The organism is Microbacterium sufflavum, assembly GCF_023091155.1.
Taxonomy (GTDB): Bacteria; Actinomycetota; Actinomycetes; order Actinomycetales; family Microbacteriaceae; genus Microbacterium; species Microbacterium sufflavum.
Genome location: NZ_JAHWXK010000001.1, coordinates 2,821,311 through 2,843,253, shown reverse-complemented (window position 1 = coordinate 2,843,253; position 21,943 = coordinate 2,821,311). Strand labels below are relative to the sequence as shown.

The 21,943-nt window shown below is 69.0% G+C and carries 22 protein-coding genes and 1 tRNA gene; 7 read left to right on the top strand and 16 right to left on the bottom strand.

The window, feature by feature from the left end; all coding sequences use genetic code 11:
- Nucleotides 1-15: 15 nt before the first annotated feature.
- Genes KZC56_RS13740 through KZC56_RS13730 form a run of 3 tightly spaced genes read right to left on the bottom strand, consistent with a single transcriptional unit; the run spans nucleotide 16 to nucleotide 3,228 of the window.
- A complete protein-coding gene (locus tag KZC56_RS13740) occupies nucleotides 16-2,376 on the bottom strand; it encodes an ATP-binding cassette domain-containing protein (RefSeq protein WP_247638780.1) in 2,361 nt (786 codons plus the stop codon).
- 37 nt (nucleotides 2,377-2,413) lie between these two features.
- Complete coding sequence (locus tag KZC56_RS13735; protein WP_247638779.1) at nucleotides 2,414-2,824, bottom strand: VOC family protein; 411 nt, start codon at nucleotides 2,822-2,824, stop codon at nucleotides 2,414-2,416.
- Between the two features lie 5 nt (nucleotides 2,825-2,829).
- A complete protein-coding gene (locus tag KZC56_RS13730) occupies nucleotides 2,830-3,228 on the bottom strand; it encodes a helix-turn-helix transcriptional regulator (RefSeq protein ID WP_206253386.1) in 399 nt (132 codons plus the stop codon).
- A 180-nt stretch (nucleotides 3,229-3,408) separates the two neighbouring features.
- Between KZC56_RS13730 and KZC56_RS13725 the strand changes: the two genes are divergently transcribed.
- Nucleotides 3,409-4,005 carry an HdeD family acid-resistance protein gene (locus KZC56_RS13725; protein ID WP_136032374.1) on the top strand — a complete coding sequence of 199 codons (597 nt, stop codon included), beginning with the start codon at nucleotides 3,409-3,411 and terminating at the stop codon, nucleotides 4,003-4,005.
- 63 nt (nucleotides 4,006-4,068) lie between these two features.
- Here the strand turns inward: KZC56_RS13725 and KZC56_RS13720 are convergent, their stop codons facing one another.
- Nucleotides 4,069-4,833, bottom strand: a complete 765-nt coding sequence (locus KZC56_RS13720; RefSeq protein WP_136032372.1) for an SDR family oxidoreductase — start codon at nucleotides 4,831-4,833, stop codon at nucleotides 4,069-4,071.
- A 121-nt stretch (nucleotides 4,834-4,954) separates the two neighbouring features.
- Here KZC56_RS13720 and KZC56_RS13715 point away from each other — a divergent pair, with 121 nt between their 5' ends.
- From KZC56_RS13715 to KZC56_RS13700, 4 genes are all read left to right on the top strand, one after another.
- The gene (locus KZC56_RS13715; protein WP_136032370.1) at nucleotides 4,955-5,428 is read left to right on the top strand and encodes an NfeD family protein; all 474 of its coding nucleotides are present in this window, start codon (nucleotides 4,955-4,957) and stop codon (nucleotides 5,426-5,428) included.
- Between the two features lie 8 nt (nucleotides 5,429-5,436).
- Entirely contained in the window at nucleotides 5,437-6,366 is a 930-nt protein-coding gene (locus KZC56_RS13710; protein ID WP_247638778.1) for an SPFH domain-containing protein, read from the top strand.
- Nucleotides 6,363-7,139 carry a glycerophosphodiester phosphodiesterase family protein gene (locus tag KZC56_RS13705; protein WP_206251249.1) on the top strand — a complete coding sequence of 259 codons (777 nt, stop codon included), beginning with the start codon at nucleotides 6,363-6,365 and terminating at the stop codon, nucleotides 7,137-7,139. The genes KZC56_RS13710 and KZC56_RS13705 overlap by 4 nt, the downstream gene beginning before the upstream one ends.
- 119 nt (nucleotides 7,140-7,258) lie before the next feature.
- Entirely contained in the window at nucleotides 7,259-7,642 is a 384-nt protein-coding gene (locus tag KZC56_RS13700) for an RNA polymerase-binding protein RbpA (RefSeq protein WP_136032364.1), read from the top strand.
- Here KZC56_RS13700 and lnt read toward each other — a convergent pair.
- The 9 genes from lnt to KZC56_RS13655 form a co-directional block, all read right to left on the bottom strand.
- Nucleotides 7,639-9,081 (bottom strand): apolipoprotein N-acyltransferase, encoded by a 1,443-nt coding sequence (gene lnt, locus KZC56_RS13695; protein WP_372490607.1) that lies wholly within the window; start codon nucleotides 9,079-9,081, stop codon nucleotides 7,639-7,641. The two genes, KZC56_RS13700 and lnt, sit on opposite strands and share 4 nt — an antisense overlap.
- A gap of 98 nt (nucleotides 9,082-9,179) precedes the next feature.
- Complete coding sequence (locus KZC56_RS13690) at nucleotides 9,180-11,654, bottom strand: DEAD/DEAH box helicase (RefSeq protein WP_247638776.1); 2,475 nt, start codon at nucleotides 11,652-11,654, stop codon at nucleotides 9,180-9,182.
- Complete coding sequence (tatC, locus tag KZC56_RS13685) at nucleotides 11,651-12,409, bottom strand: twin-arginine translocase subunit TatC (protein ID WP_136032443.1); 759 nt, start codon at nucleotides 12,407-12,409, stop codon at nucleotides 11,651-11,653. The genes KZC56_RS13690 and tatC overlap by 4 nt, the downstream gene beginning before the upstream one ends.
- A gap of 57 nt (nucleotides 12,410-12,466) precedes the next feature.
- Nucleotides 12,467-12,703, bottom strand: a complete 237-nt coding sequence (gene tatA, locus KZC56_RS13680) for a Sec-independent protein translocase subunit TatA (protein WP_136032358.1) — start codon at nucleotides 12,701-12,703, stop codon at nucleotides 12,467-12,469.
- Nucleotides 12,704-12,748: 45 nt separating this feature from the next.
- Entirely contained in the window at nucleotides 12,749-13,732 is a 984-nt protein-coding gene (locus KZC56_RS13675) for a helix-turn-helix transcriptional regulator (RefSeq protein ID WP_136032356.1), read from the bottom strand.
- Nucleotides 13,729-14,721, bottom strand: coding sequence for a helix-turn-helix transcriptional regulator (locus KZC56_RS13670; RefSeq protein WP_136037354.1), 993 nt, complete (start codon nucleotides 14,719-14,721; stop codon nucleotides 13,729-13,731). The genes KZC56_RS13675 and KZC56_RS13670 overlap by 4 nt, the downstream gene beginning before the upstream one ends.
- Entirely contained in the window at nucleotides 14,721-15,653 is a 933-nt protein-coding gene (locus KZC56_RS13665) for an FKBP-type peptidyl-prolyl cis-trans isomerase (protein WP_247638775.1), read from the bottom strand. Before KZC56_RS13665 ends, KZC56_RS13670 begins: the two co-directional genes overlap by 1 nt.
- A 10-nt stretch (nucleotides 15,654-15,663) precedes the next feature.
- The gene (locus KZC56_RS13660) at nucleotides 15,664-16,677 is read right to left on the bottom strand and encodes a tRNA (adenine-N1)-methyltransferase (RefSeq protein ID WP_136032350.1); all 1,014 of its coding nucleotides are present in this window, start codon (nucleotides 16,675-16,677) and stop codon (nucleotides 15,664-15,666) included.
- A complete protein-coding gene (locus KZC56_RS13655) occupies nucleotides 16,674-17,354 on the bottom strand; it encodes an HAD family hydrolase (RefSeq protein ID WP_206251255.1) in 681 nt (226 codons plus the stop codon). Before KZC56_RS13655 ends, KZC56_RS13660 begins: the two co-directional genes overlap by 4 nt.
- Before the next feature lie 89 nt (nucleotides 17,355-17,443).
- On the opposite strand from KZC56_RS13655, the gene KZC56_RS13650 reads away from it, so the two are divergent.
- Nucleotides 17,444-18,292, top strand: a complete 849-nt coding sequence (locus KZC56_RS13650; protein WP_136032441.1) for a PAC2 family protein — start codon at nucleotides 17,444-17,446, stop codon at nucleotides 18,290-18,292.
- 16 nt (nucleotides 18,293-18,308) lie between these two features.
- Here KZC56_RS13650 and KZC56_RS13645 read toward each other — a convergent pair whose 3' ends face one another.
- Together KZC56_RS13645 and KZC56_RS13640 are read right to left on the bottom strand one after the other, a co-directional pair.
- Nucleotides 18,309-19,133, bottom strand: a complete 825-nt coding sequence (locus tag KZC56_RS13645) for an undecaprenyl-diphosphate phosphatase (protein ID WP_247638774.1) — start codon at nucleotides 19,131-19,133, stop codon at nucleotides 18,309-18,311.
- 47 nt (nucleotides 19,134-19,180) lie between these two features.
- Nucleotides 19,181-20,476, bottom strand: coding sequence for a M20/M25/M40 family metallo-hydrolase (locus tag KZC56_RS13640; RefSeq protein WP_247638773.1), 1,296 nt, complete (start codon nucleotides 20,474-20,476; stop codon nucleotides 19,181-19,183).
- 113 nt (nucleotides 20,477-20,589) lie between these two features.
- On the opposite strand from KZC56_RS13640, the gene KZC56_RS13635 reads away from it, so the two are divergent.
- Nucleotides 20,590-20,672, top strand: a tRNA-Leu gene (locus KZC56_RS13635).
- Between the two features lie 58 nt (nucleotides 20,673-20,730).
- On the opposite strand, the gene KZC56_RS13630 is transcribed toward KZC56_RS13635, so the two are convergent.
- Entirely contained in the window at nucleotides 20,731-21,828 is a 1,098-nt protein-coding gene (locus KZC56_RS13630; RefSeq protein WP_136032342.1) for a VIT1/CCC1 transporter family protein, read from the bottom strand.
- Between the last annotated feature and the right edge of the window lie 115 nt (nucleotides 21,829-21,943).

Below are 21,943 nucleotides of genomic sequence, written 5' to 3'. Positions count from 1 at the left end.
ATCACGTCTGCGTGATCAGCGTCCGCTCACGTACTCCGCCAGGTGCTCCCCCGTGAGCGTCGATTTTTGGGATACCAAATCTGCGGGCGTCCCTTCGAACACGATTTGGCCGCCGTCGTGCCCGGCGCCGGGTCCGACATCGACGATCCAGTCGGCGTGCGCCATGACCGCCTGATGGTGCTCGATGACGATCACGGTCTTGCCCGCGTCCACGAGCCGGTCGAGCAGCCCCAGGAGCGTGTCGACGTCCGCGAGGTGCAGCCCCGTCGTGGGCTCGTCGAGCACGTAGATGTCGCCCTTCTCCCCCATCTGGATCGCCAGCTTGATGCGCTGACGTTCTCCGCCCGACAGCGTCGACAGGGGCTGGCCCAGCGACAGGTAGCCCAGACCGACGTCTTCGAGGCGGCTCAGAATCGCGGCCGCCGCGGGAAGCTTCGCCTCGCCCTCACTGAAGAAGGCCCGCGCCTCCGCAACGGGCAGATCGAGCACCTCGGTGATGTCCTTGCCTCCGAGGGTGTACTCGAGGACCGCCGCCTGGAAGCGCTTACCGCCGCAGTCCTCGCAGGGTGTCTCGATCGTGTCCATGAACCCGAGTTCCGTGATGATGACGCCGGCGCCCTTGCACGTGGGGCACGCGCCCTCGGAGTTCGCGCTGAACAGAGCGGGCTTCACGCCGTTGGCTTTCGCGAAGGCCTTGCGGATGGGCTCCAGCAGACCGGTGTACGTCGCGGGGTTGCTGCGCCGCGACCCCTTGATCGCGGACTGATCGATCGCCACGACGCCCTCGCGACCGGACACCGAGCCGTGGATCAGGGAGCTCTTGCCGGATCCGGCCACACCCGTGACGACCGTCAGCACGCCCGTCGGGATGTCGACATCGACGTGCTGCAGATTGTTGGTCGAGGCGCCGCGGACTTCGATCCGCCCGGCGCCCGTGCGCACGGCGGGCTTGAGCTTCGCGCGGTCGTCCAGGTGCTCCCCCGTGCGGGTGCCGCTGGCCTTCAATCCGTCGACCGTACCTTCGAAGCAGATCTCGCCGCCCGCGCTCCCCGCTCCTGGACCGAGGTCGACCACGTGATCGGCGATCGCGATCGTCTCGGGCTTGTGCTCCACGACCAGGACCGTGTTCCCCTTGTCCCGGAGTTGCAGCAGCAGCCTGTTCATGCGCTGGATGTCGTGCGGATGCAGGCCGATTGTCGGCTCGTCGAACACGTACGTGACGTCGGTGAGCGCGGACCCGAGGTGCCTCAGCATCTTGATGCGCTGCGCCTCACCCCCCGACAGCGTCCCGGACGGGCGTTCCAGGCTGAGGTAGCCGAGGCCCAGCGTGACGAAAGCGTCGAGGTTCGCGCTGAGGGCCTCCAGCAGAGGCGCAGCCCCGGGAAGCGTCAGGCCTCGCACCCAGGCGGCGAGATCGGTCACCTGCATGCGGCACGCGTCGGCGATGCTGATCCCCTCGATCTTCGACGACCGCGCGCCCTCGGTGAGGCGGGTCCCGTCGCACTCCGGGCATACCGCGAACGTGGCGACGCGCTCCACGAACGCACGGACGTGCGGCTGCAGCGCGTCGAGGTCTTTGGAGAGCATCGACTTCGTGATCTTGGGGATCAGGCCCTCGTAGGTCATGTTGATGCCCGAGATCTTCACCTTGGTGACCTCGCCGTAGAGGAAGAGGTGCCGCTGCTTCTCGGTGAACTCCGCGATGGGCTTGTCCGCGGGGTAGAAGCCCGACTGCGAGAAGCCTTTCACCATCCAGCCGTCTGCCGTGTACCCGGGCACCATGATGGCGCCCTCGTCGAGCGACCGGGACTCGTCGACGATCTGCGACAGGTCGAGGTCAGACACCGCTCCCCTGCCCTCGCAGCGCGGGCACATGCCGCCGAGGTAGATCGCGTCCTTCACGATCTTCTTCTCGCCGCCCGGCCCGGTCATGACGCCGCTGGCCTTCTGCGTCGGGATGTTGAACGAGAACGCGGTCGGCCCGCCGATGTACGGCTGCCCGAGCTTGCTGAACAGGATGCGCAACATGGCGTTCGCGTCGGTCACGGTCCCGACGGTCGAGCGCGGGTTGGCGCCCAGCCGCTCCTGGTCCACGATGATCGCGGTGGTCAGACCCTCCAGGACGTCGACGTCGGGGCGCGGCACCGACGGCATGAATCCCTGCACGAACGCGCTGTACGTCTCGTCGATCATGCGGCGGGACTCCGCGGCGATCGTGTCGAAGACCAGCGAGCTCTTGCCCGAGCCGGACACACCGGTGAACACCGTGAGCCGTCGCTTCGGGATGTCGGCGCTGACGTCCTTCAGGTTGTTCTCGCGCGCACCCTGCACGCGGATCAGGTCGTGGGTGTCCGCGGGGTGCGGTGCAGCGGTCATCGGTGTCCTTCTGTTCGGGGCGGCGTCGCCGGTGGCGTCAGCCGGCCTGGTTGATACGGAGGAGGTTGCCCGCCGGGTCGCGGAACGCGCAGTCGCGCACGCCGTACGGCTGATCCATCGGCTCCTGCACGACATCGGCCCCCGCCTCCACGAGACGCTCGAACACGGCGTCGAGGTCATCGCTCGCGAGGGTGAGCGCGCCGTAGCTTCCTTTCGCGATCAGCTCGAGGATGGTCTGCCGCTCGGTGTCGGTGATGCCCGGGTCCGTCGCCGGCGGATGCAGCACGAGGGAGGTCTCCGGTTGGTCCGTCGGGCCGACGGTCAGCCAACGCAGCCCGTCGTAGCCGACATCGTTGCGCACCTCGAAGCCGAGGGCGTCGCGGTAGAACCGGAGCGCCGCCTCGGCGTCGGTGTGCGGGAGGAACGCGTAGTGGATGCTGATGTTCATGATGCTCACGTTAGGTCCGCGTCGGGACGCGGCGCTTCTCGATTCCTGATCGGTCGGATGACCTGCTTCGCCTGGAACGACGGGATCCCCTCGACGGTGGCGGCGCGTTCACGGTACACGCTGGGTGGGACACCGACCAGCTCCGAGAACCGCGTGCTGAAGGTTCCGAGCGATGAGCAGCCCACCGCGAAGCAGACCTCCGTCACGCTGAGATCTCCGCGACGCAGCAGCGCCATCGCACGTTCGATCCGGCGCGTCATGAGGTACGCGTACGGCGACTCGCCGTATGTCTCACGGAACCGACGACTCAGGTGCCCCGCCGACATGTGCACGCCGCGGGCCAACGCCTCGACATCGAGCGGTCTGGCGTATTCGCGATCGATCCGGTCCCGCACCTTGCGCATCAGGACGAGCTCACGCAGCCGGGCATCATCCACCGCCGTCACGAGACGATCCTGCCATGACGTGGGGTGTCGCGTGGTGTCGGAGTGCGACGCGTTCCGGCGGTCCTCCCCCGCGAACGCCTGGCGAGCGCTACCCTGGGGGGCATCCTCACAGGATCTTCTCAGAAAGGGTCCCCAACCATGTCTGAAGCAATCAACGAGACGAAGTCGTTCTTCTCCTCCATCCGCATCGCCCTCGCCGTGTCCGGCGTCCTCGCCCTGCTCGCAGGCATCGTCCTGCTCGTCTGGCCGGTCAAGTCGGCCGTCATCGTCACGGCGATCTTCGCGTCGTACCTCGTCGTCGCCGGCATCGTCTACATCGGGCTCGGCATCTTCTCGCAGGCGAAGGGCGGCTGGGCACGGGTCGGCCACATCGTCCTCGGCCTGCTGTACATCGCGGCCGGAGTCATCGCGTTCTTCAACCTCAACGTGGCGGCGGCGACGCTCGCCCTGGTCGTGGTCATCTTCATCGGCGTGAGCTGGATCGTCGACGGTGTCGTGGCCCTCTCGCTCCTCGGCAGCGACGGGTCCCGCGTCTGGACCGTGCTCTACGCGATCCTCAGCATCGTCGCCGGAATCATCGTGCTGTTCTCGCCGGCCATCGCGGGCTTCGCGTTCTGGCTGCTCCTCGGCATCTCGCTGATCGTGCTCGGCATCGTCCAGATCGTCCGGGCCATCACGCTGGGCAAGGACGAGAAGAATGTGATCGCCGACGTGCAGGGCTCCCCCGCCGTCTGACCGCACGAGACGACTCCGCCCCGGTGCCGCACAAGCGGGCCGGGGCGGAGTCGTATCCGAGGATCAGGAGGCGGTGAAGGCGCTCACGTCGCCGACGAGCCGCGTGTTGTCCTCGGGGACCGGATCGATGACCGCCTTCGCGACCTCGGCCGCGAACTCGGACACGTTGTACAGGCGCCCGGCCGACTCGCGGCGCTCCGCAATGGCCCCGGGGTTCGCACGCTCCAGGAGCGTGGCCGTGATGGTGCCCTCGATCATGTCACCGGAGACCACGGTGAAACCGACGCCCTTCTCGGCGAGACCGGGGATGAGCTCGCGCAGCGCATCCTCACCGGCGCGCTTGGAGAGGGCGACCGGCTCGTACTCCGGCATCGTCGGGGTGGTGCGGATGAAGTGGGCCTGGTGGCTGGTCACGAAGACGACACGGGCGCCGTCGTCGAGCAACGGGGTGGCCGCGTTCAGCACGTTCAGCTGCGCGTCGCGGTTCAGCGTGAGGGCGTAGTCCTCCGCCATCCCGGACTCCATACCGCCCGAGGCGTTGAGCACGAGCACGTCGAGGCGGCCGAACTCCGCGCGCACCGCGTCGAACATGGCGTCCACCGACGCCGTGTCAGTCAGATCCGCGCCGACGACGAGGACCCGCCGACCGAGTTCGCGCAGTTCTGCAGCGAGCTTCTCCGCGCGCGGAGCCTTGTTGCGGAAGTTGATCACGACGTCGGCGCCCGCCTCGGCGAGGTAGCGGACGGTGTCGGCGCCGATCCCCCGGGACGAGCCGGTCACGAGGGCGACCTTGCCGTCGAGGGATCCTGCGGGAAGAACGTCGGTCACGGTGACTCCTCATGATGCGTGAAACGCCGTGAGCGCACGGCTCTCTCACATTACCAAGCGGTCGCGAGGGCACCCCGATCGCCGGGGCAGCGCGTGATACGTTGACCACAAAGGAGGCCGAATGGACAACTTCTCGACTTTCGTCGTGTTCATCGACCAGTGGGCGTGGATCGGATGGCTGGTCCTCATCGCCGTCTTCCTCGTGATCGAGATGCTCTCGCTGGACTTCACGTTCCTCATGCTCAGCTTCGGCGGCCTGGTCGGACTCGTCACGGACTTCCTCGGCGTGCCGGTGTGGATCCAGATCATCATCGCCGGCATCGCTGCCGCCCTCTTCATCCTGTTCCTCCGGCCTCCGCTGCTGCGGCGGCTGCATCGCGGCGCCGACCCGGCCCGGTCGAACGTGGATGCTCTGGTCGATCTGCGCGGCTTCGCACTGAGCGACATCACGCAGGTGTCCGGGCAAGCCAAGCTCGCCAACGGCGACACCTGGACGGCCCGCTCGTCCTCCCCCGTGCCCATCCCCCAGGGCGCTCCGATCGCCGTCACCGCCATCAACGGCGCCACGGCGATCGTCCGTCCCCTCAACGACTAGGAGAACACGTGGACGACGCATCGTTCATCCCCACGGTGATCATCTGGATCCTGGTGATCGCGGTCATCATCTTCGTGATCGTCACCATCGCCAGGGCCATCCGCATCATCCCCCAGGCGACCGCGGGTGTCGTCGAGCGGCTCGGGCGCTACCACAAGACCCTCTCCCCCGGGCTGAACATCCTGGTGCCCTTCATCGATCGCCTCCGCCCGCTGATCGACATGCGCGAGCAGGTCGTCTCCTTCCCGCCCCAGCCGGTGATCACGGAGGACAACCTGGTCGTGTCGATCGATACCGTCGTCTATTTCCAAGTGACGGACGCGCGCGCGGCGACATACGAGATCGCCAACTACCTCGGCGCCGTCGAGCAGCTCACCACGACCACCCTGCGCAACGTCGTCGGCGGTCTCAACCTCGAAGAGGCACTGACCAGCCGCGACAACATCAACGGGCAGCTCCGCGTGGTGCTGGACGAGGCCACCGGCAAGTGGGGCATCCGCGTCGGTCGCGTCGAGCTGAAGGCCATCGACCCGCCCGTCTCGATCCAGGACTCCATGGAGAAGCAGATGCGCGCCGAGCGGGACCGTCGTGCCGCCATCCTCACGGCGGAGGGCACCAAGCAGTCCGCCATCCTCGAGGCGGAGGGTCTGCGGCAGGCGGAGATCCTGCGGGCGGAGGGCGACAAGCAGGCGGCCGTGCTCCGTGCCCAGGGCGAGGCGGAGGCGATCCAGAACGTCTTCAGCGCGATCCATCAGGGCGCTCCCGACGACAAGCTCCTCGCGTATCAGTACCTCCAGATGCTGCCGAAGATCAGCGAGGGCCCGTCCAACAAGCTGTGGATCGTGCCCAGCGAACTGACGGAGGCACTGAAGGGCATCGGCAGCGCCTTCACCCCGAAGCCGAGCCAGGGGCCCACGGACCCCGCACCCCGCGTGTGACGCACCCGTTCTTCACGAACGCCCGCTCCCCGCGGATCTTCGCACATCGCGGTCTGGTGACCGCCGCAGGCGAGGAATCCGGGGTGTGGGAGAACACGGCGGGGGCCTTCGCCGCCGCGCACGCGGCCGGCGTCGAGTACATCGAGACCGACTGTCAGGTGACCGCCGACGGGGACGTCGTCCTGGTGCACGACCCCGACCTGCGCCGCCTCGCTGACGACTCGCGCGCGGTGAGCGAGGTCCGCACCCGTGAGCTGCGTGCACTCTTCGCCGATCACGGCGGGCTGCTCACCGTCGGTGATGCACTCTCGTCCTTCCCCGACGTGCGCTTCAACATCGACGTCAAGACGCCGGCTGCGGCCGGACTCCTCGGCCCCGTCCTCGCACCGCACACCGAGCGCGTCCTGATCACGAGCTTCTCCGACGCGAGCCGTCGAGCGACGGTCGAGGAAGTGAGACGCGCCGGGGCCGCGCAGCGCCCCGCCACGTCGGGCGGACGCCGCACGATCGCCTCGGCCCGCGCGCTGTCGGCCTTCCGCCTCTCCCCCGCGCGTGCCCTGCGTGACATCGACGCGCTCCAGATACCGGAGCGTCGTGGCGCCCTGACCGTCCTCACCCCCGCGCTCCTGCGGGCGGCGCATCGGGCCGGGATCGAGGTGCACGTCTGGACGGTCAACGACCCGGATGAGATGCGTCGCCTCCACCGGATGGGGGTGGACGGGATCGTGTCGGACCGCGCCGACCTCGCGGTCTCGGTCCTCGCTCCAGAGTAGGGCGAGCTCTTTACCCGCCGGCGCTGGGATTCCACTGTGAATACCGCCGAGATCGCGGTCACGTGGATGAAGCCCACAGGCTCGAGCGTTATACCTGACAGCGACGAGAGGACCACACAATGGCAGATCGCAGCCTGCGCGGCATCCGACTCGGCGCCCAGAGCCTACAGAGCGAAGAGGGCGTCGTTTTCATGGAGCGCCGTGAGACCACCTACACCTGTGACACGTGCGGACACGACACCACCCTGATGTTCGCGGCCGACGCCGAACCCCCGCAGACCTGGGAGTGCCGCGCCTGCGGTGCTGAGGCCCGACTGCAGGTCGACGGTCAGTCCGTCACCATCGAGGCGAGCGACGAGAAGTCCGCCCGCACGCACTGGGACATGCTGATGGAGCGCCGCACCCGCGCCGAGCTCGAGGAGCTCCTCGAAGAGCGGCTCGCCTTCATCCGTGCTCGCCGCGGCGCGGGAGAAGATCCCACCAGGGAGAAGATCGGCGCCTAACGCCGACGGGCGCGCCACCACCCGACCACGAGCGCGCCCACCCCACCCCACAGCAGCACCTGCTGCACCCAGGGGCCCAGGACGACACCCGCCGTGAGGCCGGAGCGCAGCTCGACATCCTCGAGCATCGCTCCGGCCTCATCCGCGTCCAGGCTGGTGATGGTCCGGCCATCGTGGCGGATCACCTGACTCGTGCCGACCGTGGAGATGTTCACCACACTCCGGCCCGTCTCGATCGCCCGCATGCGCGCGAACGCGAGCTGCTGGAGGTTCTCGTCGGTACCGCGGAAGTCCGCGTTGTTGGTCTGGAACACCAGCACCTGCGCGCCGTCGCCGATGCCCTCGAGGATCACGTCGTCGTAGATCACGTCGAAGCAGATCGCGAGACCCACCTTCACACCGTCGACCTCGACGATGGGAGCGTTCGTGCCCGGCGTGTACTCGCGCTGGATGAGCCCGATCAGATCAGGGACCAGCGCATTGAAGAACGCGCGGTCGGGAACGTACTCACCGAACGGCACGGGGTGGCGCTTGTCGTGCGACTGCGACGCCTCACCGCTCTGGGTCCACAGCATCGACGTGTTGTAGAAGCGGTCGCCTCGCGCGGTCGCCGCGTTGGCGAGCAACGGGGCATCCACCCGATTGGCGACCAGGGTCATCCGGTGGGCGAGAGCCGAGCTCTCGGCGGGATCGGCGTCGAGGGATCCCTCCGGCCACACGAGCAGATCGAGATCCTCGCCGTAGAGGGGCGCAGTCGCCTCGGTCTGGGCCTGGATCACGGAGAACGGTTCGCGCGAGTCGAAGTAGCCCGTCGGTCCGTTCCCCTGCACGGCTCCGATGCGCATCGTCCCCGTGGCTGCCGTCGGGAACAGCGGGGTGATCACCAGCACCACCACGACTGCTGCGGGAACGACCAGCCGCAGCGGACGCCGCCAGGACCCGGTCCGGACCAGCTCGATCACCATGGCCGTCAGCAGCACCATCAGGAAGCTCAGCCCGCTGACCCCCAGCCACGAGGTGACCGGAGCGAGCGGACTCTCGGCCTGACTCATGCCCAGGCGCGCCCACGGGAATCCGCCGTAGGGCCACCAGCCCAGGAAGAGCTCCCGCCCGACCCACAGTGCGGCGACCACCGTCGGCAGGACGAACAGGCGGCCAGCCGGGCCAGGGAATGCCCGCGGAAGCCAGCGGTAGGCCAGGGCGATGGGGACGAGCGCGACCGCGGTCAGCGCACCCTCGACGACGCTGAGCGCCGCCCACGGCAAAGGCCCGAGGTAGCGGGAGGTCCAGGACACCAGCAGACCGAAGAAGACGACGCCGTACACGAGGCCGACGAGCAGGGCGCCGCCCGCCCGTCGCCCGATCAACGCCAGCAGCAGGAGCCCGGTGGCCGGGAACGCGAGGATCCAGACCGCGGCCTCGGGGAACGCGAGATCCATGAGCACCGCCGCCCCGACAGCAGCGAGCACCGCGCCCCACAGCGGCAGGAGGGCACGCGGGCGGACGGGGACGGACGGATCGGTCACGGCGCTCACCCTCACATCGACGAGTAGGCGACGATGCCCCGCCGCACGCCGTCGAGGGCGAGCCGAGCGGTGCGCGCGAGAGCGGGGTCTTCGGCGACGATCGAGAGCTGGTCCAGCAGGTCGATCGTCTGCTTCGCCCAGCGCACGAAGTCTCCGGCGGCCATGTCGGCGTCGATCAGGACGCGGTCGAGCGCACCCCCACGCGCCCAGGTGTGCATCGCCCCCGCAAGGCCGGCGGCCAGGGGCTCGCTGCCGGGCAGCTGGTGATCCCGCTCGAGGTCGTCCAGCTCGGCCCAGAGGGCTGTCGTCCGGTCGTACGCGGCGCGGAACGGCCCCCGGGGCAGACCTCGCTCCCCCGTGTTCGACTCGTCCCGCCGCGGCTCGTACACGAGGCAGCAGGCCATGGCGGCGAGAGACGGAGCGTCCAGGCTCTTCCAGAGGTCCTGACGCAGCGACTCGGCGACCAGGAGGTCACGCTCCCCGTAGATCCGCCGCATGGTGCGGCCGGCCTCCGTCAGCAGGGTCTCGTCGTCGTCTCGGCGGAGGTAGTCGAGTGTCTCCAGCACCTCCACCACGCGATCGAACACCCGCGCGACGGTCCCGGTGCGGTTCTCGATCTGGCGGCGCGTGCGATCGGTCTGCCTCTTGAGCTTCCAGTAGCGTTCGGCCCACCGCGCGTGCGCCTCGCGATCCGGACAGCGGTGGCAGGGATGTCGCTGCATCTGCGTGCGCAACGACTGGATGCGCTTCATCCGCTTGTCCCGTGCGGCGCGCGGCGCGTTCGCGTCCTGCCGGTTCTTCTTCTCCAGGTCGCTGAGCTCACGGCGGATCGCGGCGTACTCGGGGAAGTCGCCGTGCTCGCAGGCCATGGCGGAGCGATAACCGGCAAGAGACTCCTCCGCCTCACGCACCTGGCGCGCCAGGCCGACGACGGCGCGATCGGCCTGGAACTGCGCGAACGACGACTCCAGGATCTGCCGCGCCCTGCCCTTCCCGAACATGTCGATCAGGTTGACGGCCATGTTGTAGGTCGGCCGGAAGCTGGAGTTCAACGGATACGTGCGTCGGGAGGCGAGGGCGGCCACGGCCTGCGGATCCATGCCCTCGGTCCACTGCACGACCGCGTGGCCCTCCACGTCGATCCCCCGGCGACCCGCCCGCCCGGTGAGCTGCGTGTACTCGCCGGACGTGATCGCGACACGCGCCTCGCCGTTGAACTTCTCCATCTTCTCCAGCACGACGGTCCGGGCCGGCATGTTGATGCCGAGAGCGAGCGTCTCGGTCGCGAACACGACCTTCACGAGCTTGCGCTGGAAAAGTTCCTCGACGACCTCCTTGAACGCCGGAAGCAGACCGGCGTGATGGGCGGCCACGCCGCGCTCGAGGTTGTCGAGCCACTCCCAGTAGCCGAGCACACCGAGATCCTCGTCCTGCAGGGTGCGCGTGCGCTCCTCGACGATGGCGCGGATCTCGGCCCGCTCCTCGTTCGAGGTGAGGCGGATGCCCGCGCGCCGGACCTGCTGCACGGCGGCATCGCAGCCGACACGGCTGAAGATGAAGAAGATGGCGGGCAGGAGACTCGACCGCTCCAGGAGCTCGACCACATCCGGGCGATCCATCCGCTCGATGCGACGCGCGTTGGCCGAGCGCACCGGGCGTCGTCCGCCGCGAGGCGGGCGCTGCGCCTGCCGTCCAGCGTGACGGTTGCTGCGATACGACTGCGCCTGCCGATTCGCCTCGTACGTCGAGCCCGTGAAGGAGCGGATCCGCATGAGCTCCTGGTTGACCTGGGCCGTCGCGAGACCCGCCCTGTCGTCGAACAGCGGAAGCAGGTCGTCGCGCACGAGCACGTGCTGCTCCAGGGGCACCGGCCGCACCTCGGACACGATCACCTCCGTGTCGCCCCGCACCGTGTCGAGCCAGTCGCCGAACTCCTCCGCATTCGACACCGTCGCGCTGAGGGAGACCAGACGCACGCGCGGGGGCAGGTGGATGATCACTTCCTCCCACACGGCTCCGCGGAACCGATCGGCCAGGTAGTGCACCTCATCCATCACGACGTAGCGCAGGTCGCGGAGCGCGGCGGAGTCCGCGTAGATCATGTTCCGCAGCACCTCGGTCGTCATCACGACGATGCGGGCGTTGCCGTTGATGTTCGTGTCGCCGGTGAGCAACCCGACCTCGTCGGGGCCGTAGACGTCGACGAGCTCGCGGAACTTCTGGTTCGACAGGGCCTTCATCGGCGTCGTGTAGAACGCCTTGTCCGTCGGGCTCTGCATCGCGAGGTGGATCGCGAACTCACCGACGATCGTCTTGCCCGCTCCGGTCGGCGCCGCGACCAGCACGCTGCGCCCGTTCTCCAGGGCGTGACACCCGGCCACCTGGAACGGATCGAGCTGGAATCGCTGGCGCGCGGCGAAGGCGACGGTCTGCGGATGGCTCGCCGCGTCCTGCGCCTGCGCGTAACGGTCGGACGGAGAACTCATACGGCGTCAGGGACGATGCCGGCGGCCGCATCCCTCTTCCGTTTGCGCCGATCGAAGAGCAGAGAGAGTCCCGCGGCGGCGAAGAACAGCACGATGAGGATCCCGGCGAGCATCAGCATGCTCACGACGTCGGCGGCGGGAGTCGCGAGGGCGGCGAAGATCGTCGCGATGAGGACCGCGACTCGCCAACCCTTGAGGATGGCGCGACCCGACATGACGCCGGCCAGGTTCAGCGCGACCAGGAACACCGGGAGCACGAACGACACCCCGATCACGATCATCAGCTTGAAGACGAAGTCGTAGTACTCCTGCGCGTAGTAGAAGTTCGTCCCGCCCTCGGGGGTGAAGCTCCACATGAGTTCGATCACGTGCGGCATGATCATGACGCCGAGGTAGCAGCCGGCGAAGAAGAGCGGAACCGCGGCGAGCACGAAGCCGACCGTGTACTTGATCTCCTTGCGCGTGAGCCCCGGCATGATGAACGCCCAGACCTGCCACAGCCAGATGGGCGCGGACAGGAACAGCCCGATCGAGAAGGCGATGCGCATGCGCATGTCGAAGGCCGCGGTCACCGTGCCGAAGTTCAGCGCGCTGAAATCGTCGCCGCGTTTCTCGGTGATGATCCGGATGGGCTCCGTGATGAAGTGGATGACCGGGTCCGCGACGATGAACGCGATCACCATGCCGACCACCAGCGCGAGGGCAGCGTACATGAGACGCTTCCGCAGCTCGACGAGATGCGCGCCGAGCGACATCCGCCGATCCCGGTCGGCCTTCGCCTTCACGGTCGGTTCGATGGCTGCCACGGCCGGTCAGGCGCGAGGCGGAGTCTCAGGTTCGGCGCCCGTGTCCTTCACCGAGGTGGGCTCAGCGACGGCGGACTCGGCGCGCGTCGCATCTTCTTCCTTCATCGCCTTCATCTCACCCTTGAACACGCGGGCGGACTGCCCCATGCTCTTCGCGAGCGCCGGCAGCTTGGCAGCGCCGAAGAGAAGGAGGATGACGGCGAGCACGATCAGCAGGTGCCAGCCTTGCATTCCAGCGAACATATCGACATTCCCGTCGTCGGGGGGCTTTCGTCCCCAGTCTACAGATCAATCCTGCGTATCGGGCTGGTGGTACAGCGCGAGTCCCGCCTCCGCCCACTCACGCGTCGCCGACCGAGCGACTCCCGGCTCCCGGACTTCCATCGCTCCGCCGAACCTGGCCGCGAGGCGCTTGATGCCGCGCGGGTCCGCCAGATGCAGACGGGCCGTCACGACGCCGTTCGCGGGCTCCATCGCTTCCGCCGGCAGGAACCCGCTGAGCAGCGGGGCGAGCCGCTCCGGCACGCGCACCGTGACCTCGCCTTCGTCCTCCAGACCGGCGAACGCCTCGGGAACCTGGTCACCGCCGTGGGTACTGGGGATGTCGGTCAGCGTCGGCTCGCTCACCCGATCCAGGTGGAAGGTACGCATCGCCTCGCGCATGTGGCACCATCCCTGCAGGTACCACTGCCCGTTCGTGATCAGGATCTGGACGGGATCGACGGTGCGCGTGGTCGGAGTCGAGTCAGGCGCCTGGTAGGTGAACGAGACGGCGACGCCCTGCTGCAGCCCGCGCGACACCACGGAGCGGACCTCGTCGACGGCGCTTGGCGCCACGACGACATCGGCGGGGGCATCGGCCGCACCGCGGGAGAGCTTCGAGATCAGACCGGCGACGAGACCCGAGTCGGAGACCGCCGGAACGGCCGCCACCATCTGCAGCCCGGCCAGGAGCGCGGCGGCCTCCCGGGCGGTGAACCGCGGAACCCGGCGCAGCGCGACGTCGTTCGTGATCTCGATGACGTCCTCCAGCTCGAGCAGGTCCCAGTTGATGTCGAACATCTCCTGAGGCTGCTGCCAGAATCCGGCCTCGCCCGGCAATCCGATCACGGTGAGCTTCTCGACCATCGCGCGCATCTCGCGCGGCGTGACGCCGAACTCCTCCGCGGCCTCCGCGAGAGATACCTGCCCGTGCTCGAGCAGGTAGGGAACGAGTGTCAGGTACAGACGTACGCGATCAGCGGCAAGGAGCGGCTTCTGCTGCGGGCTCATGCGCGTGCCCCCGTGTCGGTGTGCGCATCCACGACAGCGGACAACCGGGCGACCACGGCGTCACGCAGCGGGGCAGGCTCGACCACCCGTACCTCGGGACCGTACGAGGCCAGCTCGTCGGCGAGGATGTGCAGGTCCACGAATGGCACGCGGATGCCCTGCGCGGCGGCGGTCGCGCGTCGTCCGAGCCTCAGCGCGGCCTCGGTGCCCGGAGTCACCTCCAGAAGCGCGGAGTTCGCCGCCGCGACCTGCTCGAGTCCGCTCAGCGCGCGCTCCCCCGCTCCCTCGCGCAGGGCGGGGTCGAACGACGTCGCGCTCACCGCCACGTCGCCCACGATGCGGCTCAGCAGGAAGGTGCGGTCCTCCTCCACATCCACATCGACCCCGTAGACGTGCCAGCGCGCCTCATAGTCCACCAGTGCCAACGGCCGGACGCGGCGACGACGCGGCGCATCCTCCCCGGGCTTCAGATAGTCGAACGACACCACACGGCTGCGCTCGATCGCGTCCTGCAGCGGAGAGAAGGCCGCGTCCCGTGCGGTGATGCGCGGAGCGAAGCCGATGATCGGCTCATCGCCGTCGATACCGAGAGCGCGGATCTTGCGCACGCCCGACTGGGCGTCGCCCGAGACCGACTCCGCACTCCACACGCTTCCCGCCAGGCGCAGCACCGCGAGCTCCGCCGCGGTGAACTCGATGTCGCTCGGCAGGTCGTACTCCGCTTGGGGGATGCGGTACCGCGCCTCCCGGAGATCGTTCGGGTCGGCAGCATCGCCGATCGTCTCGATCGGCACGCCGAGCGACCGGAGCTCGTCCTTGTCGCGCTCGAACATCTTCTCCAGGGCATCGGAGCGCGTACCCGCGTCCGCCCGCTGCCGATACCCCGAGACGTTGTCGAGGATCTGCTGCTTCGTCAGCCCGATCTCCGTCGCCATCAGCGCCACGACGAGGTTCGTCAGGCGCTCTTCGGCAGGGATCCGGGCGGCCATCACGGAGCGGCTGAGGGGGCGATGCCGAGGATGTCCACCACGACGGCCATCGCGACGGAGTTCTCGGTCTTCGGGAGCACGACGAGCACCTGCGAGCCGACCGTGTGCCCCACGAGGGCCTCAGCCACGGGGGGTGCGATCTGCGCCATCTGGTCGACGGCCTGCTGGCCCCAGGAGCTCTGGATGACCTTCTTGTCGTCCCAGCCCACGGCCGTAAAGTGAACGAGCGGAGAGTCGTCCTTCGTGACCTTCTCTCCGTCACCGAGGATGAGCGTCTGCACGACCTGCTTCTTCGGTGCGGCGCTGTCCGGGATGATCACGCCGGGAGTGCCGTCGGGAGCACGGACCACGGTCGGCATGCCCTGCGCGTCGTTGAACTGCAGCGAGCCCTCGGCGCGCGGGTGGAACGCATCAACGACGTCGACCACGAAGACGGCGACGTCGTCCTCCGCCATGCCGAAGCCCTTGAGATTCGCGGCACCGAAGTCGTCGGGCGTGAGCCCGGCCACGACGCGGCTTCCGGCGGTCGCGCACTCGAGGACGTCGGCAAGGCCGGGCGCCTGCGAGGCCCACGACTCGATGCTGGACGCGCGCGTGCTGTCGCTGTCGTAGGACGTGGCGAACACCTTCTCACCCGTCTCGCCGCTGTAGATCGAGAGCTGCACGATGATCGGCTGCGCGTCGTCGACGATGCGACGGCCGTCTCCGGTCACCGCGTCGGTGAACGACGTCTCGGTCAGGCGGAGGGGACTGAAGATGTCGACGTCGGGCGTGGAGCCGACCTCTCCGTCGACAGTCACGGCGTCGCCGATGCCGTTCGCGTGGCCCGTGCGATCGCACGAGGCGTCGGCGGAAGACGCGGTCACGCTGCACCCGGTCAGAGCGAGGGCGGCGAGACTGAGGGTGGCCAGAACGGCGGACGTTTTACGCACGCGCTCCAGTCTATTCCGTCGACTGCCCGGATTCGCGCGACGCGGCGGCCTGGCGCGCGCCTTCGGCTGCCTTTCCCGCCTCGCGAGCCCGCTTGCGGAGGTTCTTGTCCGTGATCTCGCGGTCGCCGACGGCCCCCGGCGTCCACAGCTCGACGTCGGCGTCGCTGTAGCTGCTCTTCGACGCGCGCCGCTTGACCGACGGCGCGACCGCGCCGGGCGCGAGCCGGCGGGCCGTGAGGAGGAAGCCGGTGTGCGCCACCATCCGGTGATCCGGTCGCACCGCGAGCCCCTCGACGTGCCAACCGCGCACCATCGTCTCCGACGCATCGGGATCGGTGAACAGACCGGTTCCGCGGATGTACTCCGCAACCCTCGAGAGCTGGGTCGCGGTCGCGATGTAGCAGAGCACCACGCCGCCCGGTGTGAGCGCGTCGGCCACCGCATCGATGCACTCCCACGGGGCGAGCATGTCGAGGACGACCCGGTCGACGGAACCGGCCTCGACCTCGGCGGGCAGGGCCTCGACGAGATCGCCCACCACCACTCGCCAGGTGTCGGGGGTCTCGCCGAAGAACGTCTCCACATTGCTGCGGGCCACGTCGGCGAACTCCTCGCGCCGCTCGAACGAGATCAGGGTCCCGGCGGGTCCGATCGCGCGCAACAGCGACAGGGACAGCGCGCCGGAGCCGACGCCCGCCTCGACCACCGTCGCCCCGGGGAAGACGTCCGCCTGCATCACGATCTGCGCTGCATCCTTCGGGTAGACGATCGCCGCACCGCGCGGCATCGACATCGCGAAGTCGCGCAGCAGGGGGCGCAGGGCCAGATACTCGTGCCCGGAGCTGTTCGCCACGACGGAGCCGTCAGGAAGCCCGATCAGGTCGCGGTGCCGCAGCACGCCGTGGTGCGTATGCAGCTCGCCGTCCTCGCGCAGCGTGACCGTGTGCAGGCGCCCCTTCGGGCCGGTGAGCTGAACGCGGTCGCCCTCGCGGAACGGACCGCTCGGTCGCTGGGTCGCCGTCATCGGGTCGCCTCCGTGGTCGTGTGCGCGCCGAACAGCTCGGCGATGTCCGCGGCACCGCGGAGGTGCAGTGTGGGCCAGAGTTGGTGGGCGCCGAGGCCGTCGAGCGGCACGATGTGCGGCACTCCCAGCGTGAGCGCCCCCGACGCGAGACCCGCTCGCAGCCCCGTCGGGGAGTCCTCGATCACCACGACCTCCGCGATGTCGACATCCAGCAGGGCAGCGGCCTGCAGGTACGGCTCAGGGTGGGGCTTGGGATTGTCCACGTCGTCGCCGGCGACGACGACGTCGAAGGCCTCGAAGTCGATCAGGTCCACCACATCCAGGGCCATCCGGCGCAGCGACATCGTGACCAGGCCCGTGCGGATGTCGGCGGCGCGCAGGTCGCGCAGCAGTTCGCGAGCCCCGGGGCGGAACGGCACCCCCTGCGTGCGCAACGCCTGCTGCACGGCGTCGGTGAGGTGCGAGACGATCGCCTCCGGCTCCATGTCGACGCCCGCGTCCTGCAGGATGATCGCGCTGTCGAGGAGCCCGCTGCCGACGAGCCGCAGGGCGTCTTCGTGCGTCCAGGTCCCTCCGAACGACTCGACCAGCGCGGTCTCGGCCGCCATCCAGTAGGGCTCGGTGTCGACGAGTGTTCCATCCATGTCCCAGAGGACCGCGCGGGGCTTGCTGCTCACTGAACCCATGCTAGCCGGGCGCGGCCCACATCCCGCCGTCGCGGGCTAGCCTGGGGTGACCGGAACCGCGAACCCGATGGGAGCACATGGTGGATGTCCTCGGTCCCCGCATCGTCATCGCCGCGTTCGACGGCTGGAACGATGCGGGCGAAGCGGCCAGCGGCGCGATCGCGGCGCTGCAGTCGTCCGGCGACTACGACCTCGTGCATTCCGTCGACCCCGAGCTGTACTTCGACTACCAGTACACGCGTCCCGCCACTCGCATGGATGCGGAGGGGCGCCGTCAGCTCACCTGGCCGGAGGCCGGGCTCTGGCGTCCGCGGAACCCCGGGCCCGGCCCGGAGTTCTGGCTGCTCACCGGCGCCGAGCCCGCCCGCACCTGGCAGGCGTTCGCCTCGGAGTTCATCGACGTCGCGCTGCGCGACGACGTCACCGGTTTCGTGACCCTCGGCGCGATGCTGTCGGACGTGCCGCACACCCGACCCATCTCGATCTTCGCCTCGAGCCAGAACGACCAGGTGCGTGAGGCGCACGGCCTCGAGCGATCGGTGTACGAAGGTCCCGTCGGCATCCTCACGGTGTTCGAGCACTTCGCGGAGAACGCCGGGATCCCCTCGGTCAGCCTCTGGGCCAGCGTGCCCCACTACGTCGCCTCTGCCGCCCCCTCGCCGAAGGTGACGCTCGCCCTCCTCGACCGACTCGAGGAGCTCACCGGTGTCGACGTCGACCGCCGGCACCTGCGCACCGAGGCAGCCGCATGGGAGGCGTCGATCGACGCTGCGGCATCCGAGGACGAGGAGATGGCCGAGTACATCCGTCAGCTGGAGCGCACGCGCGACACCTGGGACTCGCCCGATGCCTCCGGCGACGCGATCGCCCAGGCGTTCGAACGCTACCTGCGCCGCCGCGACGACGGTCCGGGCGACCGCAAGCGCTGACGGGGACGCGCCGCGCTCAGGCGGGGATGACGCCCATGCCCAGCAGCACGAGCAGCACGGTGCCGAGCAGGATGCGGTAGATCACGAACGGCAGGAAGCTGCGCTTCGAGATCCAGCTCATGAAGAACGCGATCACTCCGAGCGCCACCACGAAGGCGACACCGGTGGCCGCGAGCGTGTCGCCGAAGGAGAAGAACGACGGCTCGCCCCAGCTCTTGAACACCTGGTAGAAGCCGCTGCCGAAGACGGCGGGGATCGCGAGCAGGAAGGCATAGCGCGCAGCAGCCGCCCGCTCGTAGCCCAGGAACAGCCCCATCGTGATCGTGCCGCCCGACCGCGAGACGCCGGGGATCAGCGCGAGAGCCTGCGCGAAACCGAACGCGATGCCGTGCGGATACGTCAGATCTCCGAGCTTGCGCCGCTTGGCGCCCACGTAGTCGGCGATTCCGAGCAGGATGCCGAACAGGATGAGCATGATCGCCACGAGCCACAGCGAACGGAACACCGTCTCGATCTGGTCCTGGAACAGCAGACCGAGCACGACGATCGGAACGCTGCCGATGATGATCAGCCACCCCATGCGCGCATCCGGGTCGTTGCGCGGCACCGCGCCGCTGAGCGAGCGGAACCACTGGGACACGATGCGGACGATGTCGCGCCAGAAGAACACGACGACGGCGGCCTCGGTGCCGATCTGCGTGATGGCGGTGAACGCCGCACCCGGGTCCTCCCCCGACGGCAGGAAGGTCCCGAGGATGCGCAGATGCGCACTCGATGAGATCGGGAGGAACTCGGTCAGTCCCTGGACGATCCCCAGGATGAGCGCTTCGAACAGATGCATGGCAGGGCCTTCAGATCTCGGGAGGGCACGGAGGGCGCGAGCGTCACTCAGTACGTGCGCAGCAGATCGGTCAGCACCCGCTGACCGAAGACAAGAGAGTCTACGGGCACCCGCTCGTCGACTCCATGGAACATGCCCGTGAAATCCAGGTCGGCGGGCAGTCGCAGCGGTGCGAAGCCGTACCCGGTGATGCCGAGAGCCGCCAGCGCTTTGTTGTCGGTCCCGGCGCCGAGCAGGTACGGGATGACCGGAACGCCCGGATCGTGGCGTCCGAGAGCCGCGACCATCGCGTCGACCAGGTCGCCGGAGAACGCCGTCTCCATGCCGATGTCGCGCACCACCGTCTCGATGCGGATGTCGTCGCCCACGATCTGCTGGAGCTCGGCGAGCACGTCGTCCTCGGTGCCGGGGATCACGCGCACGTCGATCAGCGCCTCCGCACGCTCGGGGATCACGTTGTGCTTGTATCCCGCGGTGAGCACGGTCGGATTGGTGGTGGTGCGGAACGTGGAGCGCAGGAACGCCTCCGCCGGGCCCGCGGCCGCCGCCAGCGCGTCCGGGTCGTCGACGCTGCGCCCGCTGAGCGCGCTGAGGCCCTCCAGGAGCGCCGTCGTGGTGGGCGTCAGTCGGATGGGCCAGCGCGTGCGGCCGATCGCGGCGACGGCCTCGGCGAGCCTGGTCACCGCGTTCTCCTCATGCAGACGACTGCCGTGGCCCGCGCGACCGGTGGCGACCAGCCGGATCCAGATCAGCGCCTTCTCGCCCACCTGCAGGAGATAGGCCCGGCGATCGTCGACCGAGATGGAGTATCCGCCCACCTCGCTGATCGCGTCGGTCGCCCCGGCGAACCACTCCGGGCGATCCTTGACCACGAGCGCCGACCCCTCGACACCACCGTTCTCCTCGTCGGCGAAGAACGCGAGTACGAGATCGCGCTCCGGCTGCTCCCCCGCGCGGAGGATGTCGGCGACCGACGTGAGGATCATCGCGTCCATGTTCTTCATGTCGACCGCGCCTCGTCCCCACAGCATGCCGTCGCGCACGATCCCGGCGAACGGATCGACGCTCCAGTCCTCGGCGACCGCCGGTACGACGTCGAGGTGACCGTGGACCACGAGGGCGGGCTTGCTCGCATCGCGTCCCCGCACCCTCGCCATGACGTTCGTGCGTCGCGGCACCGGCTCGTAGTACTCGACCGGCAGCCCGAGCGCCTCCAGATAGGCGCCGACGTACTCCGCGGCCTCCCGCTCCCCCTTCGCGTTTCCGCCTCCGTAGTTGGATGTGTCGAAGCGGATGAGGTCGCTCGCGACGCGCGCGACCTCGGGCAGCGAGGGATCGGTCATGCGTCCCAGGCTATCGAAACAGCGTGCCACGCCCGGGCGTCGCGCCCAGTTCGATCGCCCCTTCAGAACGTGCTAATGTCATTCTTCGGTCGGCAACGACACATCCCACACCTGCGCGGGTGGCGGAATGGTAGACGCGCTAGCTTGAGGTGCTAGTGCCCGATAGGGCGTGGGGGTTCAAGTCCCCCTCCGCGCACAGACACGAAGGCCCCGGATCCCCACGGATCCGGGGCCTTCGTCGTACCGCCTCGCCGTCAGACGGCACCCACGCCGAACAGCAGGCCCAGCGCATAGGTGATCGCCGCGGCTCCGAAGCCGATCGCGAGCTGACGCAGGGCGCGGCGCAGGGGCGGCCCGCCCGACAGCACCCCGACCATGGCTCCCGTGCTCAGCAGCGCGATGCCAACCAGGACGAGGGCGACGATGATCGCCGTGGGCCCCTCGAGCCCGAAGATCCACGGGAGGACGGGCACGATCGCTCCGGACGCGAACAGCAGGAAGCTCGAGATGGCCGCCGTCCAGTCGCTGCCGACGATCTCGTGGTCGTCGGCCCCCTGGACCGCGACCGGACCCGTGGCCGCCCGACGCACGCCCTCCTGGGCGGCCGACACGATCCGACGAGCCCGGGCGAGCGACTCCGTCTGATCCATCCCGCGGGCGCGGTACACGAGGGCCAGTTCGTTCTCGTCGATGTCGAGGTCGGCGGCGGCGGCCGCGGCGTCCTCATTGGCCTCCGTCGCCGCGAGCAGCTCGCGCTGCGACCGCACCGACACGAACTCGCCCGCACCCATCGACAGCGCCCCGGCCAGTAGGCCGGCGATCCCGCTGAACAGGACGAAGCCCGAGCTCACCCCGGTCGCCCCGATGCCGAGCACGAGGGCGAGATTGCTCACGAGACCGTCGTTGGCGCCGAACACCGCCGCACGGAAGGAGCCGGAGAGCCGTCGCCGTCCGCGCGCCGCCAGGCCGCGCACGACCTCGTGGTGGACCTTCTCGTCAGCGCGCATCGCAGGGGTCGCCCAGCGCTCGGCATCGTACGGCGACCGAGCCTCGGCACTCTGCGCCAGCGCGAGGACGAAGATCGACCCGAACCGTCCCGCCATCCAGCCGAGAAGACGCGAGCGCAGGCCCGCCCTCGGAAGCCGCCGCGGTTCACCGCCGAGCAGATCGAGCCAGTGCTTCTCGTGCCGGCGTTCGGCTTCGGCCAGTCCCAGCAGGATCGCGCGCTCCTCCCCCGTCCGACGGGCGGCGAGGCGGCTGTACACGGCTCCCTCGGCGCGCTCCTCCACGAGGTAGCGGGCCCATCGGCGGCGGTCAGAGGCCGTCGAATCCGCGGCGGCAGGGGCAGTCATGGGTCCTCCAGGAATCAGCGTGCCCGATGCGCGGGCAACCGTTCCACGCTATCCGCGAGCGGAGCGCGCAACCGCGTCCTGGCACCGATTGCCAGCATTTCGGGGATCCGAAGCA